The sequence below is a fragment of the Clostridium sp. BL-8 genome (assembly GCF_002006495.1).
Classification (GTDB): Bacteria; Bacillota; Clostridia; order Clostridiales; family Clostridiaceae; genus Clostridium.
Map to the genome: position 1 here is coordinate 15,427 of NZ_LZZL01000050.1, position 18,479 is coordinate 33,905.

General features: G+C 29.9%; 14 protein-coding genes. 5 read left to right on the top strand and 9 right to left on the bottom strand.

The genetic code is table 11. The features are described from left to right. Positions 1-20: 20 nt before the first annotated feature. Positions 21-998, bottom strand: a complete 978-nt coding sequence (locus CLOBL_RS16735; RefSeq protein ID WP_077860084.1) for a D-glycerate dehydrogenase — start codon at positions 996-998, stop codon at positions 21-23. Between the two features lie 277 nt (positions 999-1,275). On the opposite strand from CLOBL_RS16735, the gene CLOBL_RS16740 reads away from it, so the two are divergent. After that, on the top strand, positions 1,276-2,559 hold the full coding sequence (locus CLOBL_RS16740; protein ID WP_077860085.1) for an MFS transporter: 1,284 nt from the start codon (positions 1,276-1,278) through the stop codon (positions 2,557-2,559). A 53-nt stretch (positions 2,560-2,612) separates the two neighbouring features. On the opposite strand, the gene CLOBL_RS16745 is transcribed toward CLOBL_RS16740, so the two are convergent. Both CLOBL_RS16745 and CLOBL_RS16750 read right to left on the bottom strand, forming a co-directional pair. Beyond that, positions 2,613-3,506 carry a LysR family transcriptional regulator gene (locus tag CLOBL_RS16745; RefSeq protein ID WP_077860086.1) on the bottom strand — a complete coding sequence of 298 codons (894 nt, stop codon included), beginning with the start codon at positions 3,504-3,506 and terminating at the stop codon, positions 2,613-2,615. A 270-nt stretch (positions 3,507-3,776) separates the two neighbouring features. Further along, positions 3,777-4,331, bottom strand: coding sequence for an XRE family transcriptional regulator (locus tag CLOBL_RS16750; protein WP_009169369.1), 555 nt, complete (start codon positions 4,329-4,331; stop codon positions 3,777-3,779). Positions 4,332-4,454: 123 nt separating this feature from the next. On the opposite strand from CLOBL_RS16750, the gene CLOBL_RS16755 reads away from it, so the two are divergent. Next, a complete protein-coding gene (locus CLOBL_RS16755) occupies positions 4,455-5,048 on the top strand; it encodes a LysE family transporter (protein WP_009169368.1) in 594 nt (197 codons plus the stop codon). A gap of 327 nt (positions 5,049-5,375) precedes the next feature. On the opposite strand, the gene CLOBL_RS16760 is transcribed toward CLOBL_RS16755, so the two are convergent. Next, positions 5,376-5,891: a ferritin gene (locus tag CLOBL_RS16760; RefSeq protein WP_077860087.1), complete on the bottom strand. Its 516-nt coding sequence runs from the start codon at positions 5,889-5,891 to the stop codon at positions 5,376-5,378. 503 nt (positions 5,892-6,394) lie between these two features. Here CLOBL_RS16760 and CLOBL_RS16765 point away from each other — a divergent pair. The 3 genes from CLOBL_RS16765 (at position 6,395) to rbr (ending at position 9,583) form a co-directional block, all read left to right on the top strand. Then, the gene (locus tag CLOBL_RS16765; RefSeq protein ID WP_077860088.1) at positions 6,395-8,065 is read left to right on the top strand and encodes a 2-oxoacid:acceptor oxidoreductase subunit alpha; all 1,671 of its coding nucleotides are present in this window, start codon (positions 6,395-6,397) and stop codon (positions 8,063-8,065) included. Between the two features lie 3 nt (positions 8,066-8,068). Further along, complete coding sequence (locus CLOBL_RS16770) at positions 8,069-8,932, top strand: thiamine pyrophosphate-dependent enzyme (protein ID WP_077860089.1); 864 nt, start codon at positions 8,069-8,071, stop codon at positions 8,930-8,932. 63 nt (positions 8,933-8,995) lie between these two features. After that, entirely contained in the window at positions 8,996-9,583 is a 588-nt protein-coding gene (rbr, locus tag CLOBL_RS16775) for a rubrerythrin (RefSeq protein ID WP_077860090.1), read from the top strand. 100 nt (positions 9,584-9,683) lie between these two features. Here rbr and CLOBL_RS16780 read toward each other — a convergent pair whose 3' ends face one another. From CLOBL_RS16780 to CLOBL_RS16800, 5 genes are all read right to left on the bottom strand, one after another. Continuing rightward, on the bottom strand, positions 9,684-11,159 hold the full coding sequence (locus CLOBL_RS16780; protein ID WP_077860091.1) for an MFS transporter: 1,476 nt from the start codon (positions 11,157-11,159) through the stop codon (positions 9,684-9,686). 1,204 nt (positions 11,160-12,363) lie between these two features. Next, complete coding sequence (locus CLOBL_RS16785) at positions 12,364-12,972, bottom strand: LysE family transporter (RefSeq protein WP_077860092.1); 609 nt, start codon at positions 12,970-12,972, stop codon at positions 12,364-12,366. An 11-nt stretch (positions 12,973-12,983) separates the two neighbouring features. Beyond that, positions 12,984-13,424 (bottom strand): Lrp/AsnC family transcriptional regulator, encoded by a 441-nt coding sequence (locus tag CLOBL_RS16790; protein WP_009169361.1) that lies wholly within the window; start codon positions 13,422-13,424, stop codon positions 12,984-12,986. 240 nt (positions 13,425-13,664) lie between these two features. Beyond that, on the bottom strand, positions 13,665-15,740 hold the full coding sequence (locus CLOBL_RS16795) for an ATP-dependent helicase (RefSeq protein WP_077860093.1): 2,076 nt from the start codon (positions 15,738-15,740) through the stop codon (positions 13,665-13,667). Positions 15,741-15,749: 9 nt separating this feature from the next. Beyond that, positions 15,750-18,413, bottom strand: a complete 2,664-nt coding sequence (locus tag CLOBL_RS16800) for a DEAD/DEAH box helicase (RefSeq protein ID WP_077860094.1) — start codon at positions 18,411-18,413, stop codon at positions 15,750-15,752. Between the last annotated feature and the right edge of the window lie 66 nt (positions 18,414-18,479).

Here is an 18,479-nt window from a genome sequence, read left to right on the forward strand (position 1 = left end):
TTTAGTTCTTCGGTTAATTATCAACAGTCTCTTAATTCTTTCACAACATTCTCAGGTGACTTTCCACATACGGCTTCAACAAGATTCTTAGCAGCAACCATAGCCATATCAAACTGCGTTTTTTGAGTAGCAGTTCCAATGTGTGGAAGTGTCACTACACTAGGCATGTTAATTAATTCATTATCCAAACTGATCGGTTCTTTTTCATATACATCTAACCCTGCTCCAAATATTTTATTACTTTTAAGAGCATCTATAAGTGCTGCTTCATTTACGGTTTGTCCTCTTGATACATTTATAAAAACAGCAGTGTTTTTCATCAATTTAAATTCTTCAAAATCTATTAAGTGATAAGTTTCTTCTGTTAATGGAGTTAAGAGCACAATAAAATCAGACTTCTTTAAAATATCTTTAAAATCTGAATATTCTACTCCTATTGTCTCTTCTAAATCCAAGCGTCTATTCCTGTTATGATACAAAACATTCATATCAAATCCCAATTTTGCTCTTTTAGCAACAACCTCTCCAATTCTCCCCATACCTATGATTCCCAAAGTTGACTGATGAACATCTAGCCCATAAAAATTTTTATCAATATTATTTTTCCACTTATTATTTTTTACGTATTTATCCAGCTCAGTTATTTTACGTGAAACAGATAAAATTAATCCAAAAACCAAGTCTGCAACACTATTATTCATTACATTTGGTACATTAGTGCCAATGACATTTCTCTTCTTCATTGCTTCTATATCAAAGTTATTATATCCAACTGTAAAATTACTTACGACCTTTAACCTTGGAGCATATTTAAGCAAATCCTCATCGATTTTAATCCCCATAAGCAACACTCCATCTTTATCCGAAAGTTTATGCTTTAATTCATCTTTAGTTATATCTCTATCAGCCTGCCATATTTCATATTCACAGTATTCACCGATATATGCTTCTACTTCTTTAGGTATTTTCATTGCAATAAATACTTTGGGTTTTTCCATGATATCATTTCCTCCTCTATAAAAAACATATTAATTATCATAATACTAGCAAATATAAGTTTGTTTGTATAATTGATATTTTCAATAATACATTTCATTTTTATAAATGTATTATTATATTTTAAAATGTATATAGGATAAATTCTATTCACCTCAATAGTTCATTTTTTATGAACTATTACTTTGATTATTTCAATTTTACAAATGTTAATACCGATAATATACTAATTCTAATGCTATTAAGAAGCATATTTAAATTATATTATTGGGGGTTACAATGATCAGGTATATTCAAACTAAATTAAAATTTAATAAACTAAACTTTCACTACAGCTGGGTTATAATGCTAGTAACTTTTTTTACTTTGTTAATATCTTCTGGAATTCGTTCAACTTCAGGATTGCTTATAATACCATTTGAGCAGTATTTCGGATGGAATAGAGCATTTATTAGTTTTGCATTAGCAATTAATCTTGCATTATATGGTCTACTTGGCCCATTTTCTGTTGCTTTAACTAATATTTATGGTGCTAGACGTGTAATGATTATTTCACTAATATTATTATTTTTGGGTACTTATCTATCTTCTTGGATGCAAACGCCAGTGCACCTTACAATACTCTGGGGAATAATTATCGGAATTGGATCTGGTTTAACCACTCAAGTTTTAGGATCAGTTATTGCTCATAGATGGTTTTCAAAACACAAAGGCTTAGTAATTGGAATTTTTGGTGCTAGCGGCTCTGCTGGTCAGCTTGTATTCTTACCTTTATTTGCAAAGTTATTAGAAAATCACTCATGGAAATTTTTAATATACATTATCTCTTGTGCTGCTCTACTCACTTGTATATTAATATTTATATTTATGCGTGACAAACCAAATAATATGGAATCCTTAAAGCAAGATCCGCCTAAGGAAGTTTCTAACCATGTAGAAACTGGAGATAATCCGTTTAAATTAGTTTTTCATAGTTTAAGAACAAGTATACATTCTAAAGAGTTTTGGTTATTGTCAATTAGTTTTTTCGTTTGTGGTGCCTCTACAAATGGATTAATAGGAACTCATTTTATACCTGCCTGCATGGATTGTGGAAGTACCGAAGTTTATGCCGCTGGATTATTATCAGTAATGGGTATTTTTGATATTTTCGGAACCACTCTTTCAGGATTGTTATCAGACCGCTTTGATAATAGATGGTTATTATTTTGGTATTATAGTTTACGTGGTTTTTCCTTAATACTTCTTCCGTTTGTTATTGGATCAAGTCATCTAGGTATTGATATTTTTGTAATATTCTATGGTTTAGATTGGGTTGCAACTGTACCACCAACTGTACGCTTATGTAATGATATATTTAAAGAAAATGGTAATATGGTATTTGGCTGGATAATGGCTATTCACCAACTAGGATCAGCAGTAGCAACAATTTATGGCGGGACATTATATACACTAACTGGTAATTACATTATTACTTTTATTTCAGGTGGTTTATTCTGCTTACTTGCTTCATTTATTGTTTTAAGATTAAATTCACCTCAAAAAAAAATTATAACTACATAATAAATTATAATTTTTAGACAATCTTTTAACATCATATAAAACATAGGTTGAAATTATTTTTCAACCTTAAAATTTTCTCTTACTAATTGGATAAATAATGACATTGCAGGACTGATCCATTTATTCTTATGGTGAGCATATATTGCTGTAATTTTATCATCTGAGCAACCTATCTTTATCTCTTTTAACTTTCCACTTTTTAGCTCTTCTTCTACCGTAAATCGGGGTAAAAATGAGACTCCTAAATTATTAATTACAGATTTTTTTATTGCTTCTATGCTCCAAAGCTCAATTGTATTATCTAGAAATATATTATTACTAAAAAAATAATTCTCAATTATTTGTCTATAAATAGATTCAACTTCATTAATTACAAGACTTGTCCTAACTTTTTGATTTTGTTTACAAAAATCTATATTTTTTTCTAAAAATGCTGGAGAACATACCAAAGCTAGACTAAAATTAGAAAGTTTTACTGAAAGCAAATTATTATTTTGAGCACCTACATCATACATTAAGCCAAGATCCACATTTCCATCCAATATAATATTTTTTATTGAGTAGCAATTCATGGCCATTATAGAAAGTTTTACATTAGGGGCTTTTTCTTTAAATAAACGTAAAACATCTTGTAACTTATAAGACATCAATGATTCTGCAACAGCGATTTTTAGTTCTCCTGTTATATTATTATTATATTTGCCGATATTTTCAATCTTTTTTACTGTATTAAGTAATTCATCTGCATGTGGTATCAGCTCTTTTCCAAGTGGGGTTAATATCATATTGCGTCCAATTTTTTCAAATAGCTTTATTGATAACTCCTGCTCTAACTGCTGAATTTGTGATGTAACAGTAGATTGTGTATAACCTAATTTTGCTGCAGCATTTGTAAAATTTCCTTCTTCAATAATGCTTTTAAATGTTTTAAAATGTCTAATATCCATTAATATCACTCCAGTCTCTATACTAAATACAATAATATATTTGAAAAAACGAATAGTCAAAGTAAATTAAACAAGTCGCTTCATAATTAGTTATGAGAAATATAAAATTATTAAAACTTCCGATATAACCACATTGAGATGGTATAATGACTTTACCATCTCAATATTGATTTCATTTAGAGCTACAAAGCAATAACTTAATCAGTTCACCTTTTATTCCTAATGCATTGACACAAATTTAAGTCATTTACATTCTATAGTCTATTATAATTATTCCGGATAATAAATTACCATGCTCAAGCGACAAAGCTCATTGCCCGAATTTTTATATTTATGCGGTCTATCTGCTTTAAAACGTATAGAACCACTACCTTCAACAGATAGGACTTTGTCATTAACTTCCACACTCAGGCTTCCAGAAAACACAGTGATAAACTCTTGGGTTCCCTCAGGGTGCGCCTCAGCATCCAAATGACTTCCTTCATCAAGTTCAATATATAGTATTTCAAATCTACGGCTCCCATCAAATAAAAATATGGGATGGTTACGATAATGTCCATTATCCTCAAGTAAAGGTTGAATAGATTCCATAGGAATCACCTCGTATTCTGCTTCTGGCCTGCTCACTAGTTCAGTGAAAGAAATTTTTAACCCCATAGCAATCTTCCAGACTGTAGAAATCGTAGGATTAACATCTCCCCTCTCAATTTGCCCAAGCATACTTTTACTTACTCCTGATAATTTTGAAACTGAATCAAGACTCATCCTTCTTTGCTCTCGTAACCGCTTTAGATTATCAGCAACAATAGAATTTATATTATCCAATATTTTTACCTCCAAACCATTGACAGTATATTGGACAAGTTGTACAATATACTAAACAATGTATAATATACTGTTTTTTGTGTTCATTATATCATACGAAATTAAGGAGGTAAATAATTAATTATGAACTTTGCTGCATTCTTTTCATATGTTTTTCTAACAGCTTTGACACCTGGTCCCAACAATATAATGTCAATGACAAATGCAAGTAAATACGGTTTTAAAAAATCATTTCCATTTAACATGGGAGTTTTGTATGGATTTTTAATCGTCATGTCTTGTTGTGCTACATTTTCTAAAGCCCTATATGGTTTCATCCCATCTGTAAAGCCCGTGATGCTTTGCATTGGAGCAGCCTACATACTTTGGCTTGCCTGGACAATTTGGCGTGATAAGCCTCATGATGGAAAGAAAGGTCTGTCATTAACAAATACAGTAACTTCAGGCATGATCCTTCAATTTGTAAATGTAAAAGTTATTTTATACGGAATCACTGCCATGTCTTCTTTTGTCTTGCCATATTATCAGAATCTACCTATCATTGCTGTTTTTGTCTTGATTCTTGCTGTAATTGGTTTTGCTGGCACCTGCTGCTGGGCTATGTTTGGTGCTGCTTTTGAAAGCTTCTTTAATAACTATGGTAAAATCTTAAATGTAATCATGGCGTTGTTACTTGTATATTGTGCAGCAACAATGATTCTTGATATTTGGAAATAATCCAAAAAATAGTCTGACAAAAAGTTCTACTACAAAGCTATTTGCCAGGCTGAACTTTACCATTTATTCAAAGACAAGTTACTAAATTTGATGTAGCCTAAACTTAAAAGACTGAAATAAGATTTAGTTTTGAAATCTTATTTCAGCCTTATTTTCTATTATAATTTTTCTAATATAATTTTCATTTATTAATCTTCATTACACTTGCATTTCCTATAGAACTCTTCTTTGTTCTCTTTGAAGAACTAGATTGTTAGCTAAATTCATATAGAAATAATGATATAACAAAAAGCACCTATATTTCTATAGATGCTTTAGTTAATTTATTTATGCATTAGTAGTTGTAAGTGGCACGTATACTCTTGCTGCTAGTTCATCATCTAACATATATAATGCTGCTGGATTGTTTTCTGATCTCTTAAGTTTCTTTATAATATTATTCAGATTATTTTCTTCTTCAACTTGTTCATCAATAAACCATTTAAGTAAGCTCTTAGTTGCATGTTCTTTCTCTTCTTCTGCTATATCAGCAATATTATATATTTTTCTTGTAACCAATTGTTCATGAATATAAGCCATTTCAAAAACATGCGATACGTTATCAAAATTTGTATGCGGTTTTTCAATTTGTTCTAATTCTACTACACCATTTTTTTGGAATATGTAGTTATAGAATTTCATCGCATGATCTAATTCTTCTTTACTTTGAACTTTGAAAAAATTAGCACATCCAATTAAATCAATAGATTCACAATAAGCTGCCATTGCCAGGTAAGTGTATGCTGAGTATAATTCAAAATTAACTTGTTCATTAAGACTATTAAGTAATTTTTCGCTTAACATATCAACATCTCCTTAATAAAAAATATTTAAATTATATAAATTTAATTTTATACTCTATATTTACTTATTTTTAAATAATAATTATTATTGTCTACTTAAATTATATACCTTACATAATGATTTATCAAATTATATTTTGCAAATATATACATAAGCTTTAGACTTTGGAAATATAAAATGTATATCTTTAATAGAATCAACAAACATATTTACTTCTCTCTTTAAAAATAGATACGATTAAGTTAATTCACGCCTTTCACTTGTTCATTAGTCTTTTTATTTTAATTATATAGAGTTTAAAAATAAATACTATTGATAAATGCAATCTAGTAAAAATAAACTTTTATTATGGTATAAATAGATTTTTTAATTATATAAACTATTAATAAATAATATAAACTAATTAATAATTAATATTTACAAAGTGCAAAATAAAGTATATTATTAGATAATAAGGTAAGAGATGGATTGCCTAAAATAATTTTATAAGAGAGGTGGTTGCAATGAAACGTAACTTATTAATTGGAGGAAGCGCTGGACAAGGAATGGATACAGTGAGTGATTTCATTGAAAAAGCTCTAAAGAAATCTGGCTTTTATGTTTTTTCCAATAAAGATTATATGTCTAGAGTAAGAGGTGGGCACAATTTTACACAAATTAGATTCGGAGATGAACCAATTTACTCTCATATTGAAAAATTGGATCTAATACTTGCATTAGATAAGGATACAATAGAAATTCATAGAAATAATCTAAATAGTGATGGAATAATAATTGCTGATGAATCTATTCAAGATGAGGATAGCAGACTAAAAAACTTTTCTTTACTGAAAATTGCAAAAGATATAGGCTTACCAAAGTCATTTACTTTTGTTGCAGCAGGAGCGATATTAAAGTATTTTGGCATAAAAGGCCAATTTGATGAATTTATAGCAAAAAAACTTCCGGATATTATAAGAGATAAGAATATAGAGGCCTTTAAAAGAGGTAATGATTTAATTGATGAAAAGTTCACATTTATAGGAAAAGATTTATCAAAACATCTTATTATAAACGGTAATGATGCTATAGGGCTAGGTGCTCTAGTTGGTGGGGTGTCATTTTATTCAGCTTACCCAATGACTCCAGCTACTAGTGTAATGACATATCTTTCTAAGAAATCATTGGAAGCTGGCATAATTGTAGAACAAGCAGAAGATGAAATCAGCGCTATAAACATGGCAATTGGAGCATCCTATGCTGGAGCTAGAGCTATGACTGGTTCATCCGGTGGAGGAGTTTCGTTAATGGTTGAAGCTTTTGGTTTAGCTGGAATAACAGAAACACCTTTAGTTGTTATCGATTCACAAAGACCTGGCCCTGCTACCGGACTACCAACTAGAACAGAGCAAAGTGACTTAGGTTTCTTATTAGCTGCCTCGCAAGGAGAGTTTCCGAGAATAGTTTTGAGTGTTAGGAATGCTGAAGATGCCTTCTATCAAACTTTTAGGGCATTAAATTTAGCTGATAAGTATCAAACTCTAGTGATAATATTAACAGATCAATATCTTGCAGATTCTAAAATTACTGTTCCAAAGTTTTCTCTTGAAAAACTTAAGATAGAAAGGCATATAAGCGATGGAAATGGAATTGATGAAGAGTATAAGAGATATAAAGTGACCGAATCTGGAATTTCACCACGATTAATTCCTGGAAAAATTGATGGACAAGTAGTTTTGATTGATAGTGATGAACATACTGAGTATGCTCATATAACAGAAGATGCTGAAATAAGAAATACTCAAATGGAAAAGAGAATGAGAAAATTAGATAAGTTTATAAAAGATGACATACAAGAACCAGAATACATTGGAAAAGATGATATAGACATACTTTTAGTTGGATGGGGATCTACTTACGGAGCAATAAAAGAAGCAACTGAAACATTAAATAGTTTAGGTTTAAAAGTAGGAGGAATTTCTTTTGGTGATATATACCCATTACCAGAAAAACTTTTAAGAAAGTATAGTGCTATAGCAAAGACAATAATAAATGTAGAGCAAAATTTTACAGGACAGCTAGGAAAACTTATAACTCAGGAAACAGGAATTTTAATGGATGACAGTATTTTAAAATACAGTGGTTCTCAGATAACTTCAAATGAGATAGTTACAAGATTATATAAGGAGGTGTAATTTATGATAGAGTTGAAATTATATGATAGTAAAGATGATAATACTTGGTGCCCAGGTTGCGGCAACTTTTCTATACTACAGGGAATAAAAGAAGCCGTAGCAGAGCTAAATATTAAACCAGAAAAACTTATGATGGTATCTGGTATAGGTCAAGCTGCAAAGACTCCTCATTATATACGAGCAAATGGATTTAACGGATTGCATGGAAGAGCCCTTCCACCAGCTCAAGCAATAAAAATTGTAAATCCCAAGCTTAACGTAATAGTTACTTCTGGAGATGGAGATGCTTATGGCGAAGGAGGAAATCATTTTATTCATAATATACGAAGAAACTTAGATATTGTTCAATTAGTTCACGACAATCAAATTTATGGACTTACAAAAGGTCAAGGATCACCAACAACAGCAAGAGGACAGAAAACTTCCATGCAATTCGATGGTGTAATTTCTGAACCACTAAATCCTTTAGCTTTAGCCATAACGATTGGTGCAACCTTTGTTGCTAGAAGTTTTTCTGGAGACAAGGAACATTTAAAGAGCATGATAGAAGCAGCAATTAATCATAAAGGTTATGCCTTAATTGATATAATGCAGCCTTGTGTTAGCTTTAATAAGGTTAATACCTTTAAATGGTATAGAGACAGAGTTTATTATTTAGACGAAAATTATAATCCTAATGATAAAGGTGCAGCCATTATTAAGGCTATGGAGTTTGGAGATGATGGCATTCCACTAGGAATTTTATATAAAGAAGAAGGAAAACCTACATTTCATGATCTGCATCCAGTGTTAAAAAGCGGAGATGTAATAGTTGATAGAAAATGGATTCCAATTGATGGAGAAAAGTTTGTAGAGGAATTTATGTAGGATTATTATAAAGCAATGATATAATTAAAATATATAAATAATAATATATTAGGAGGAATGAAAATGAAGAGTTTAAAAGGAAGTCAAACAGCTGAAAATTTAATGAAGTCATTTGCAGGAGAATGTCAGGCAAGAACCAGGTATACTTATTATTCAAGTATTGCTAAAAAAGAGGGTTTTGTTCAAATATCAAATATATTTATGGAAACTGCAGAGCAAGAAAAAGAACACGCTAAAAGATTTTATAAATTTCTAAAAAACGATTTTGTGGACGAGCCAATAGAAATACAAGTGTCTTACCCAGTTTCATTCCACGATGAAACTCATAAGAACTTGCTTGCAGCTGCTGCTGGTGAAAATGAAGAATGGACAGAACTTTATCCATCTTTTGCAGAAATAGCAGAGAAGGAAGGGTATCCAGAAGTTGCAGCAGTTTATAGAAAAATACTTGAAGTAGAAGAACGTCATGAGATTAGATACAAAAAGCTCGCTAGGAATATTGAAGAAGGAAAAGTATTCAAAAAAGATGAAGTGACCCTTTGGAAATGTATTAATTGCGGATATATCTATGAAGGAACTGAAGCACCAATTTCGTGTCCTGCTTGTGCACATCCACAATCATACTTTGAGGTATTCTCAGAGAATTATTAAACTTATCTGTATATCTAATTATTACATTAAATATTAATTAACTCGTTGTGCTAGTTCAAGTTACTAGCGCAACGAGTTAAATTAAATTACATTGATTACTCTACCGAACAGCTTTTCCTCTTCTAATTTTTAATTGCATCCCAACATTGAAAATCAACGCTATGATTAATAAAACTAATGCTATTAGCATAATATTGTGCAAACCACTATACATAACTTGTCTCATAAGCGGTAATAAGTTTTTAGGTAAATCGCCTACACTTTGAGAGTCACTTAATTTATTTAACATATCAATTGTAATCTTTCCTTGAGTTTCAGCAACACCTTTATTTAGAGCATTATTCAAAATTACGCCATATATTGACGACATAAATGTTTGGCTTAAAATACGTAAAAGGTACGCAAATGATGTTGCAATTGGAATATCTCGCTTCTCCGCATCTTGTTGTACACTAATTTGCAAAATATTAAAACTCAAACCTAAACCAAAACCTTCAAAAGCCCCTGATACTAATAATAGCCATAATGGTATAGTTATTCCCGCTAATACCATTATACTAAATGAAATTATAAAAGCTAAAGTTCCTAAAGCAACAATACGATATTTCCCTAATCGTGATTGCATAGATGATCCAACTACTGCACCAGCAAAGTTTGTAACAGAACCTGGAATCTGAGTCGCACCTCCAATTAAAGCACTCAAACCTATCAACCCTTGTGCCCACATTGGTATGTAAATATTAAAAGCAACAAACGCTCCCCATAAAAGAGCGAATAATATGAAATCAACTACTAACGGACCATTTTTAAACAATCTATTAGGAATTATAGGATCAGCTGCCTTTTCTTCAACTTTAAATAATACTATTAATAAAATTAAACCAACTATAATAAATATACTAACTAAGCTTAATGAAGCTGTTTCTATAATTTGAATTCCCGTTAATAGTGTTACTAAACTAATTATCATAATAACAGCACCTAAATAATCAATTTTTTCACCTATAGAAATTCGTTTAGGCTCTTTAAAGAAAATTTGAACACTTAGTATTGAGATTAATGCAATTGGGACATTAATATAAAATACCCAATGCCAGCTAAAAGTATCTACTATCCAACCACCAATTAACGGTCCAATAATTGCTGCTGCACTAAAGCTTGCTGTAGCATATCCAATAACCTTTGACCTCTTCTTTAAATTCGTATACAAATCTGCATAAATAATAAACGGGATAGTATTCATTCCACCTGCACCTATTCCCATAATAGTTCTTGCAATCAAGAAAAGAATAATATTACTTGATAGAGCTTGAAATATTGAACCAGCTGCAAATAATAATGTGGCTATTTGATATGATCTTTTATTTCCTATACGTTCCCCTAATTTACTCCAAAGTGGAGTTACCACTGCCATTCCTAATAAAAAAACTGCTACTATCCATCCCATGTATTGAATTCCATGTAAATCACTTATAATTGCTGGCAAAGCAGTGTTAACAATTGTCCCATCTAAACCTGCCATTGCATTTGATAGCAATAACGCCAGTGTTACAATTAAAATTCCTTTCTTATTCATCTTTTGAAAAATCCTCCTAACTAAACTTCAATTTGCACTATACAATTTATATGCAAACTTCATTCTTTGAATAAATATCCCACTTGCAACTGATACACCTCCTAATCATATTACAAAATGATTCCAAGCATTACATTATAAAAAAGCTCTTACTCAAAATTAACTATTCAAAAACAATATGGAGCTAATCCATATTATAAATAATGCTATTTGCTTATTATATCTATTAAAAAGCAAAAGCTGCAGCGTATAAATATTAATACACCACAGCTAAAGTTTTAAATATTATCTACCACATTAATTTCTTTTGTTTGACGAATAATTACTTAATTCCATGTTGCATTTTCAGTAAAGTCAATTCCTTGCCTAATTGTAAGCGAAACATACTATGTCTAAATTATAATAATTTTTGAATACCTTTATCTTTTAATAACCTTTATTATAACACATATATGTTTTTTTCTTAAATGACATACTAATTTTACAACTTAGAGTTAACACTAAGTCAATATGTTTTTTGATTTTTGATTTGATTTTTGCTCTAAGATTAAAATTACACATAATATTTTTCAATCTTCATTATAATATCTAATGTTATATCTTATCCTTTATATGAATATTGGTTTATAATATTCATATATTTTATCCTCTGTTTACATTCTTAATGAGAAGGCTCTTTTATTTTTATAAATATACACAACAATTTACGACTTCTAGCTATACCAATTTCTTATAACTGCTGTACTTTCTTGACTTGGATAATAATGCTTATCACTGCTTTGTTCACCTATTGCAAATATAGAAAATCCTAAAAACCAATATATATTTTATTTCATAAATAAAAAAGAATGATCTACTAGGGTTTATAGACCATTCTGAATACTGATTAACATTTATTTAATAGGAGAATAAATAATGTTTAACTACTTTATATTTATATAATACTTGAGATTTGTGACAATAATATGGCAAAACTAAATTTATGTTATCTGCTGCCTTTGGCAACATTATTCATAAATACATCACAAATTAATAAAATTACTTTAGGCACATGAAAATAAATAACAAGTCCAAAGTTGCCATGGATATTTTCATCAGGCAAGGAGGAAAATTCACCTCATAGTGGGTTATTAGTTCAATTTGCCGTCATAGCATGGTGGAAAATAGGCTAGCAAATGGACTCGTTATTTTTTGATTGTGTGCCTTACACATTTTTCAAAATCATTTTAATGGCAAAACATATTAATAGAAATCCTATAATTATATTTAATATTTGTATTCCATTAATTGATAAGAATGTTTTAGTGAAACTTCCTATTAAATTAATTAGTGATAGAAAAAATATTGTAGATAATAATGCTCCAAAGCCAAAAGAGTAAATATGCTGCTTTTTTATATTTTCTTCTATAACTTTTGTTGAAAATATACCCGCCCAGAAAATTATTGTTAAAGGATTTGATGAAGTGATTATAATTGCACTAGTAAATGCGTCAGTAGAAATCAAAATATCATGTATATTTAAGCTTGGTATAAATACAATATTAAATTGATTTAATATTGTATTAAGACCAAAAATAAGCAGAATTATGGAACCAAATATTTTTAAACCTATCTTTACGTTCTTTCTATCAATTATTGAAGCTATACCAAGGACAGCAACAACAATAAAAAAGCCATCAACTAAAGCAACACCTAATACACCTATTTCCCCAATATAAAAGCCATTTAATGATGCTATTTGAAATATAAATAAGCAAACAGGTCCAATTGCAAATTGTAATAACATGCCAAATTTAAAACCTTTAAAAATCACTTTACTACCTCTTAAACATTAATGTCTTCTTTTAATGAAGAAAGAGCTATTATTGTATTTGATTTAATTACACCTTTTATATTTTTCAACATATTTGATATAAAGTACTCAAGTGACTTGGTATCTTCTACAAGGATTTTTAATAAATAATCATACTCACCAGCAACATGATGACACTCTAATACAGAATTGTATTTAACAATGTCTTTTCTAAATCCATCTATATTTTCTGTCTTATCAATGTTAACAAAGACAAACGCTAAAAGCTTAAAATTAATTTTATCTCTATTAACTTTTATAGTGTATTTTTCAATTATATCTGCTTCCTCCATCTTTCTTATTCTTTCCGCTACAGCAGGAATAGATAGATTTACTTTTTTACTTATTTCTGAAGCAGATGCTCTACCATTTTCTTTTAATACATCAATAATTTTTAAATCAATTGTATCCATAACATTAAACCACCTTTAAATTTATTTAATTAATGTTATTGTACAAATAAATTTAATTTAGATAAACAATTTCTAAAATTACGATAAAATATTAGGTATTTATAGTTATAACTTATAATATTTAAAGTTTATGATATTAATCTTAGTATTAAACTTAAATATATGTAAGTGGTTAATATTTGCTTTGTCTAATACATAAAATTTATATACTATGTATTACTAAATTAAATAAGATTTAATTTACACAAATTCCAATTCACTAAACGCTTTTATAAATTCTTTCACTCCATAATTCTCAAATTCTACTTCAATCATCATATCATCTTCCTTTAGGACTTTTCCCGTTCCGTATTTCTTGTGGCTTACCTTTTTAATTGATGTTTCATTTATTTCTTCAACTACTGGTAATTCCACTTTTTCAGTAACCGAAGCTTCTTCTTTAATTCCTTGAGCCTTTGCCTCTTGAATTTGTTTTTTAAGTTCTTGAAGATTTACATTATTATTTTTAACCTTATCATTTTGGATTAATTTCTCTGGAATCATATGAATATATCTACTTTCTCCAGGCGCTGCCTTATGATAATCTGGATTTGTATAATAAGAAAGTTCTAGATAATCTTTTGCTCTAGTGATTCCAACAAAAAATAATCTTTGTTCCTCTTCTTCCTCCATATCTCTTGTATGAAGTGGAATTAACCCATAATTAACTCCTGTAATAAACACATAAGAAAACTCTAGACCTTTAGAGGCATGTAAAGTCATAAGCTTAACAGCGTCTATATCGCTATTTATATCCTTCTTTAAAATATTTACTCCATATAAAGCTGATGAATTTATAAACTCTCTAAGTCCATCTAAAAATGGCATTTGTTTTTCTTTCACATATTCTATGATTATATCAAGCAACGCATTTATAGCTTCTTTATCATCTATATATGTAGCTGAAGTTGGCTTTATATACTTATCAAATTCAAAATAATTATAAATCTTTTCTGCCATCTTAATTTCAGAACATTTATTTAAAAATTCATGCATCTTTTCTAGTATTTCTGATTTAATTATGTTCTGCTCTTTAACTATCTTTCTTGCAGTCTTTTCTGTCATTTTCTCTCCATATTCTTTATTGCTAAGAACATAAATTGCAGAGGAAAAATCATTAGGATTTACGCAAAAACGAAATAATTTGATCATCCAATTTAACACTGGACTGTCACTTATGGTTTTCTTCATTGATACTTCAAAAGGAATATCATTTTTTAAAAACGCATCTTCAAAGACCTGAGACTGGTTTTGTAGTCTATAAAAAATTGCAATCTCCTTATAAGGCACACCTGATTTATGTATTTCCTTGATTTTATCTGCCAAATAACATGCTTCATTAAAAGGATTATAATGATTTTTAACTATGATTTTATTTTCAGTTTCTCTAGCACCCATTAAGCGGCTTCCATTTTGCTGAAAGCACCTTGCTGCTTCTAAAATAGCATTACTTGAACGATAATTTATTGGAAGGGAAAGCTCCTTTGCATTATATTTATGCTTTAAGGTATAAACCACGTTTAAAGAACTTCCACGCCAGCTGTAAATAACCTGATTTGGATCACCAACTGCAAATAATTTAGTATTTTCACCTTTTAATTTATCAATAAAATCAAGCTGTATTTTATCGCTGTCTTGAACCTCATCAATAATAATCCACTTAGGTTCTATTTTATGCTCACCTAATAACAAATTTGCATTTTGCAATATATCTGAAAAAGACATCTTATTTTGTTTTATCTTTTCTTCTTTTAGCAGCTCAACAAGTTTAAATATATCATCATCATAAGGCGAAACTTTTTCCTCTTCCTTCTCAATAACCATAGCTTGCTCAAGTTTCTTTTTTAAACGGTTCTTATATTTAATTTTGAGCTTTTCTTCTTGAATTATCTGCAAGGCAATGTCTAATTCCTCATCTGGCTCTATTACTAAGAAGTCTTTTTCATATCTTATTTTTTCAATTGGCAATACTTCTTTAAGTAAATTAAGGGCCACACTATGAAAGGTTCCAAAGCCCTCTAATTCCTCTGATTTTATACTCTCATCAGAAACCATTAATCTTTCTTTAATTTCATTTGCAGCTTTATTAGTAAAAGTTAATACAATCATATCTTTATAACTGATATTTTTTGCATAATGAAGATACACGATTTTTGAAATCAAAACTGTTGTTTTTCCACTTCCAACATTTGCATTTACAACACATGCATCACTTTCATCAAGTACTGCTTCTCTTTGATATTCATTTAATCTTTCTAGCTCTTTTTCATAATGCATGTTATTCTCCTATTCTGTAAGATCTTCATATCTTCTTTGTAATTTACTTTTTACATTTTTTCTATCTTCATCTATCTCTTCAAGTCTGACACTTAATTCAATTCCCATTGGAGCATCTGTATGGAAAGAAATAATATTTATTATGCTCTTTTTATTACTTTCTTCCATTACCCATTCTCTATAAAATGCATTATTTAAAACTAAAATTAAAGTACGATTATCTATTTCAACCTTAGGAATTGTACTTAAAAATTTTGCAAAAGCATCTCCATTCTCCTGCATATACTCACAGAATTCTTTCCATTTTTCCTGTAATTCATTAAACTTAAATGCTTTCTTAATAAAGGTTGCTGGAGCATATTGTGCTAACTTAATATCCTTTGGTGCCTCTATTTCCTCTAATAAATTCTTAAGCCCCCATAGAACCATAGCTTTATTTAATTGATAATCTCCAATACATGCAGCGCAGCCATCATCACATGTACATCCCCCTACCATCTTGATTGCATTTTCAATAATATTTGCAGTTAAGTCAAATACTTTTTCAGAATAGCCAAGACCACCTACGTATTTATCATAAATAAACATATAAACTTCGCTATCATAATTTTGACTTATTTCAATTGCATTGTTAGACATTACAACACCTATGTCTTCCTGTTCTGTCATAGTTGCCATCATTGCTGCATTTTTAATTACATAACATACACCTTCAAAATGATTATTTCTTATAAAGCCTCCATTTTGACTTTCCTGAAGGAGCCTTCTATATACTGTAACAACATTGTCAGGAATCTTTATCCAAGTGCTTTCTGTATCATAATCCTTTGATAATGGTTTTTCTAACTGTTCAAAACCTAAATTTTGATGATTGTGAAATTGCAGCTTTTTATACATATAAACTATTTCATCAACATTTACATCTCCAAAAGTCACTTTAGTACGTTCATATTCCATATCCTTGCTGCCTTGAATTATTCTTATATTTGTAGTGCCTCCTGGCATTGTATAATAATTTCCATTAAAAGGAATAGCAAAAGCAGTTCTACTTTCTAAGTCAAGCTTTACAACCTGATATTGAACTCCATCATGCATATAAATTGCTCCATTATGAATTTCACGAAAAGCCTGCATTTCATCCATTTCTGTAATTTCTTTATTGTTATCTTTATTTATAAGTTTGTACCTTGCTTTATCGATATTTCTTAGGCTGAAATCCCCTGCTGGAAATGAATTACCACACCATGCAAACTTTCCACTTTGATTTGTTAATTCACTTGCTCTGATTAAAACAGGAATTGTTTCACCTAAATCTGGAAAAATTGAAATATCATCTAAAGTTAATGGGATTTCAGCAGCTGCAGCACGTATATGTGCAAGTTCTATTAAAAGGTTATTCTTATCAATTACTGCATTTTCACTTCCACTTTCAAAAAGCCAGTCTGGATTAATTGCTATATACTGGTCAAAAGGCAGGTTATCAAAAATTAAATAATTTGTACTTTCAATTCCGCTTCTTCCTGCTCTTCCGCTCTGCTGCCAAAAAGATGCTCTAGTTCCTGGATATCCTACAATTACTGTTGTATCAATTTTACCAATATCTATTCCAAGCTCTAAAGCATTTGTTGATACTAAACCTCGCAGAACTCCAGTAATCATTTTATTTTCAATTTCTTTACGCTCAAGTGGAGTATATCCTCCTCTGTATCCAGATATCTTATCTTTTAAAGACGCTCCAAAAAAGTTTTCCGTCTCTAATTTATCTCTTGCTTCTTTTAATATTACTTCGACATTTCTTCTTGATTTAGCAAAAGCAATAAAACTATTATCATTTTCCACTAAATCAGGTATTAAATCAGCAGCTACTGAAGTTGATTGCACCTGTCCATAATATTTTTTATCATTCCCCATAATCTTTGGCGGCTGCACAAGCTTATAATTTTTCTTTGGAGCTGGTGAACCATCCATGCAAACCTCAAGAAATTTATGTCCGCATATTTCTTCTGCAAGTTCAACTGGATTTGCAATAGTTGCTGAACTGCATAAATACTGAGGAGATGAATTATAATATCTGCACACCCTGCCAAGTCTTCTAAATACATTTGCAAGATGTGAACCAAAAGCACCTCTATAAGTATGAAGCTCATCAATTACTATATATTTTAAATTAGAAAAGATAAAGTCAAAACCAAACTTACTGTGATTAGGTAAAAATGCAGCATTTATCATTTCAGGATTAGTTAAAATGATATTAGCATTTTTTCTAATTCTGCTTCGTTCGTTTACAGGAGTATCCCCATCATAAACTCCTGCTGAAATCCTGTTAGAGCCGAAATATTCTAAGTAAGGCAAAATCGCACGATACTGATCACTTGCAAGAGCTTTTGTAGGATATATAAAAATTGCCCTTGCTAAAGGATTCGATAAAATTTCTTGAATAACTGGTAGTAAAAAACTTAAAGTTTTTCCACTGGCTGTAGATGTAGTTATTACAATATTATTTCCTTCTACTGCTCTTTCAAACATTTCCCCTTGATGGCAATATAACTTTTCAATACCCTTTTTAGAAAGATAAGTACATAATTCTTGTGATAAGTTATTTGGGTAATCCACATAAACAGCTTCTCTTTTAGGAATTGTTTTATTGTATATGATTAACTCATTTATATTCATAAGTATAGCTCCTATTCTGCTAAATTACTAAATATTATATTAAAGCATAAATAATTACAGCTTAGT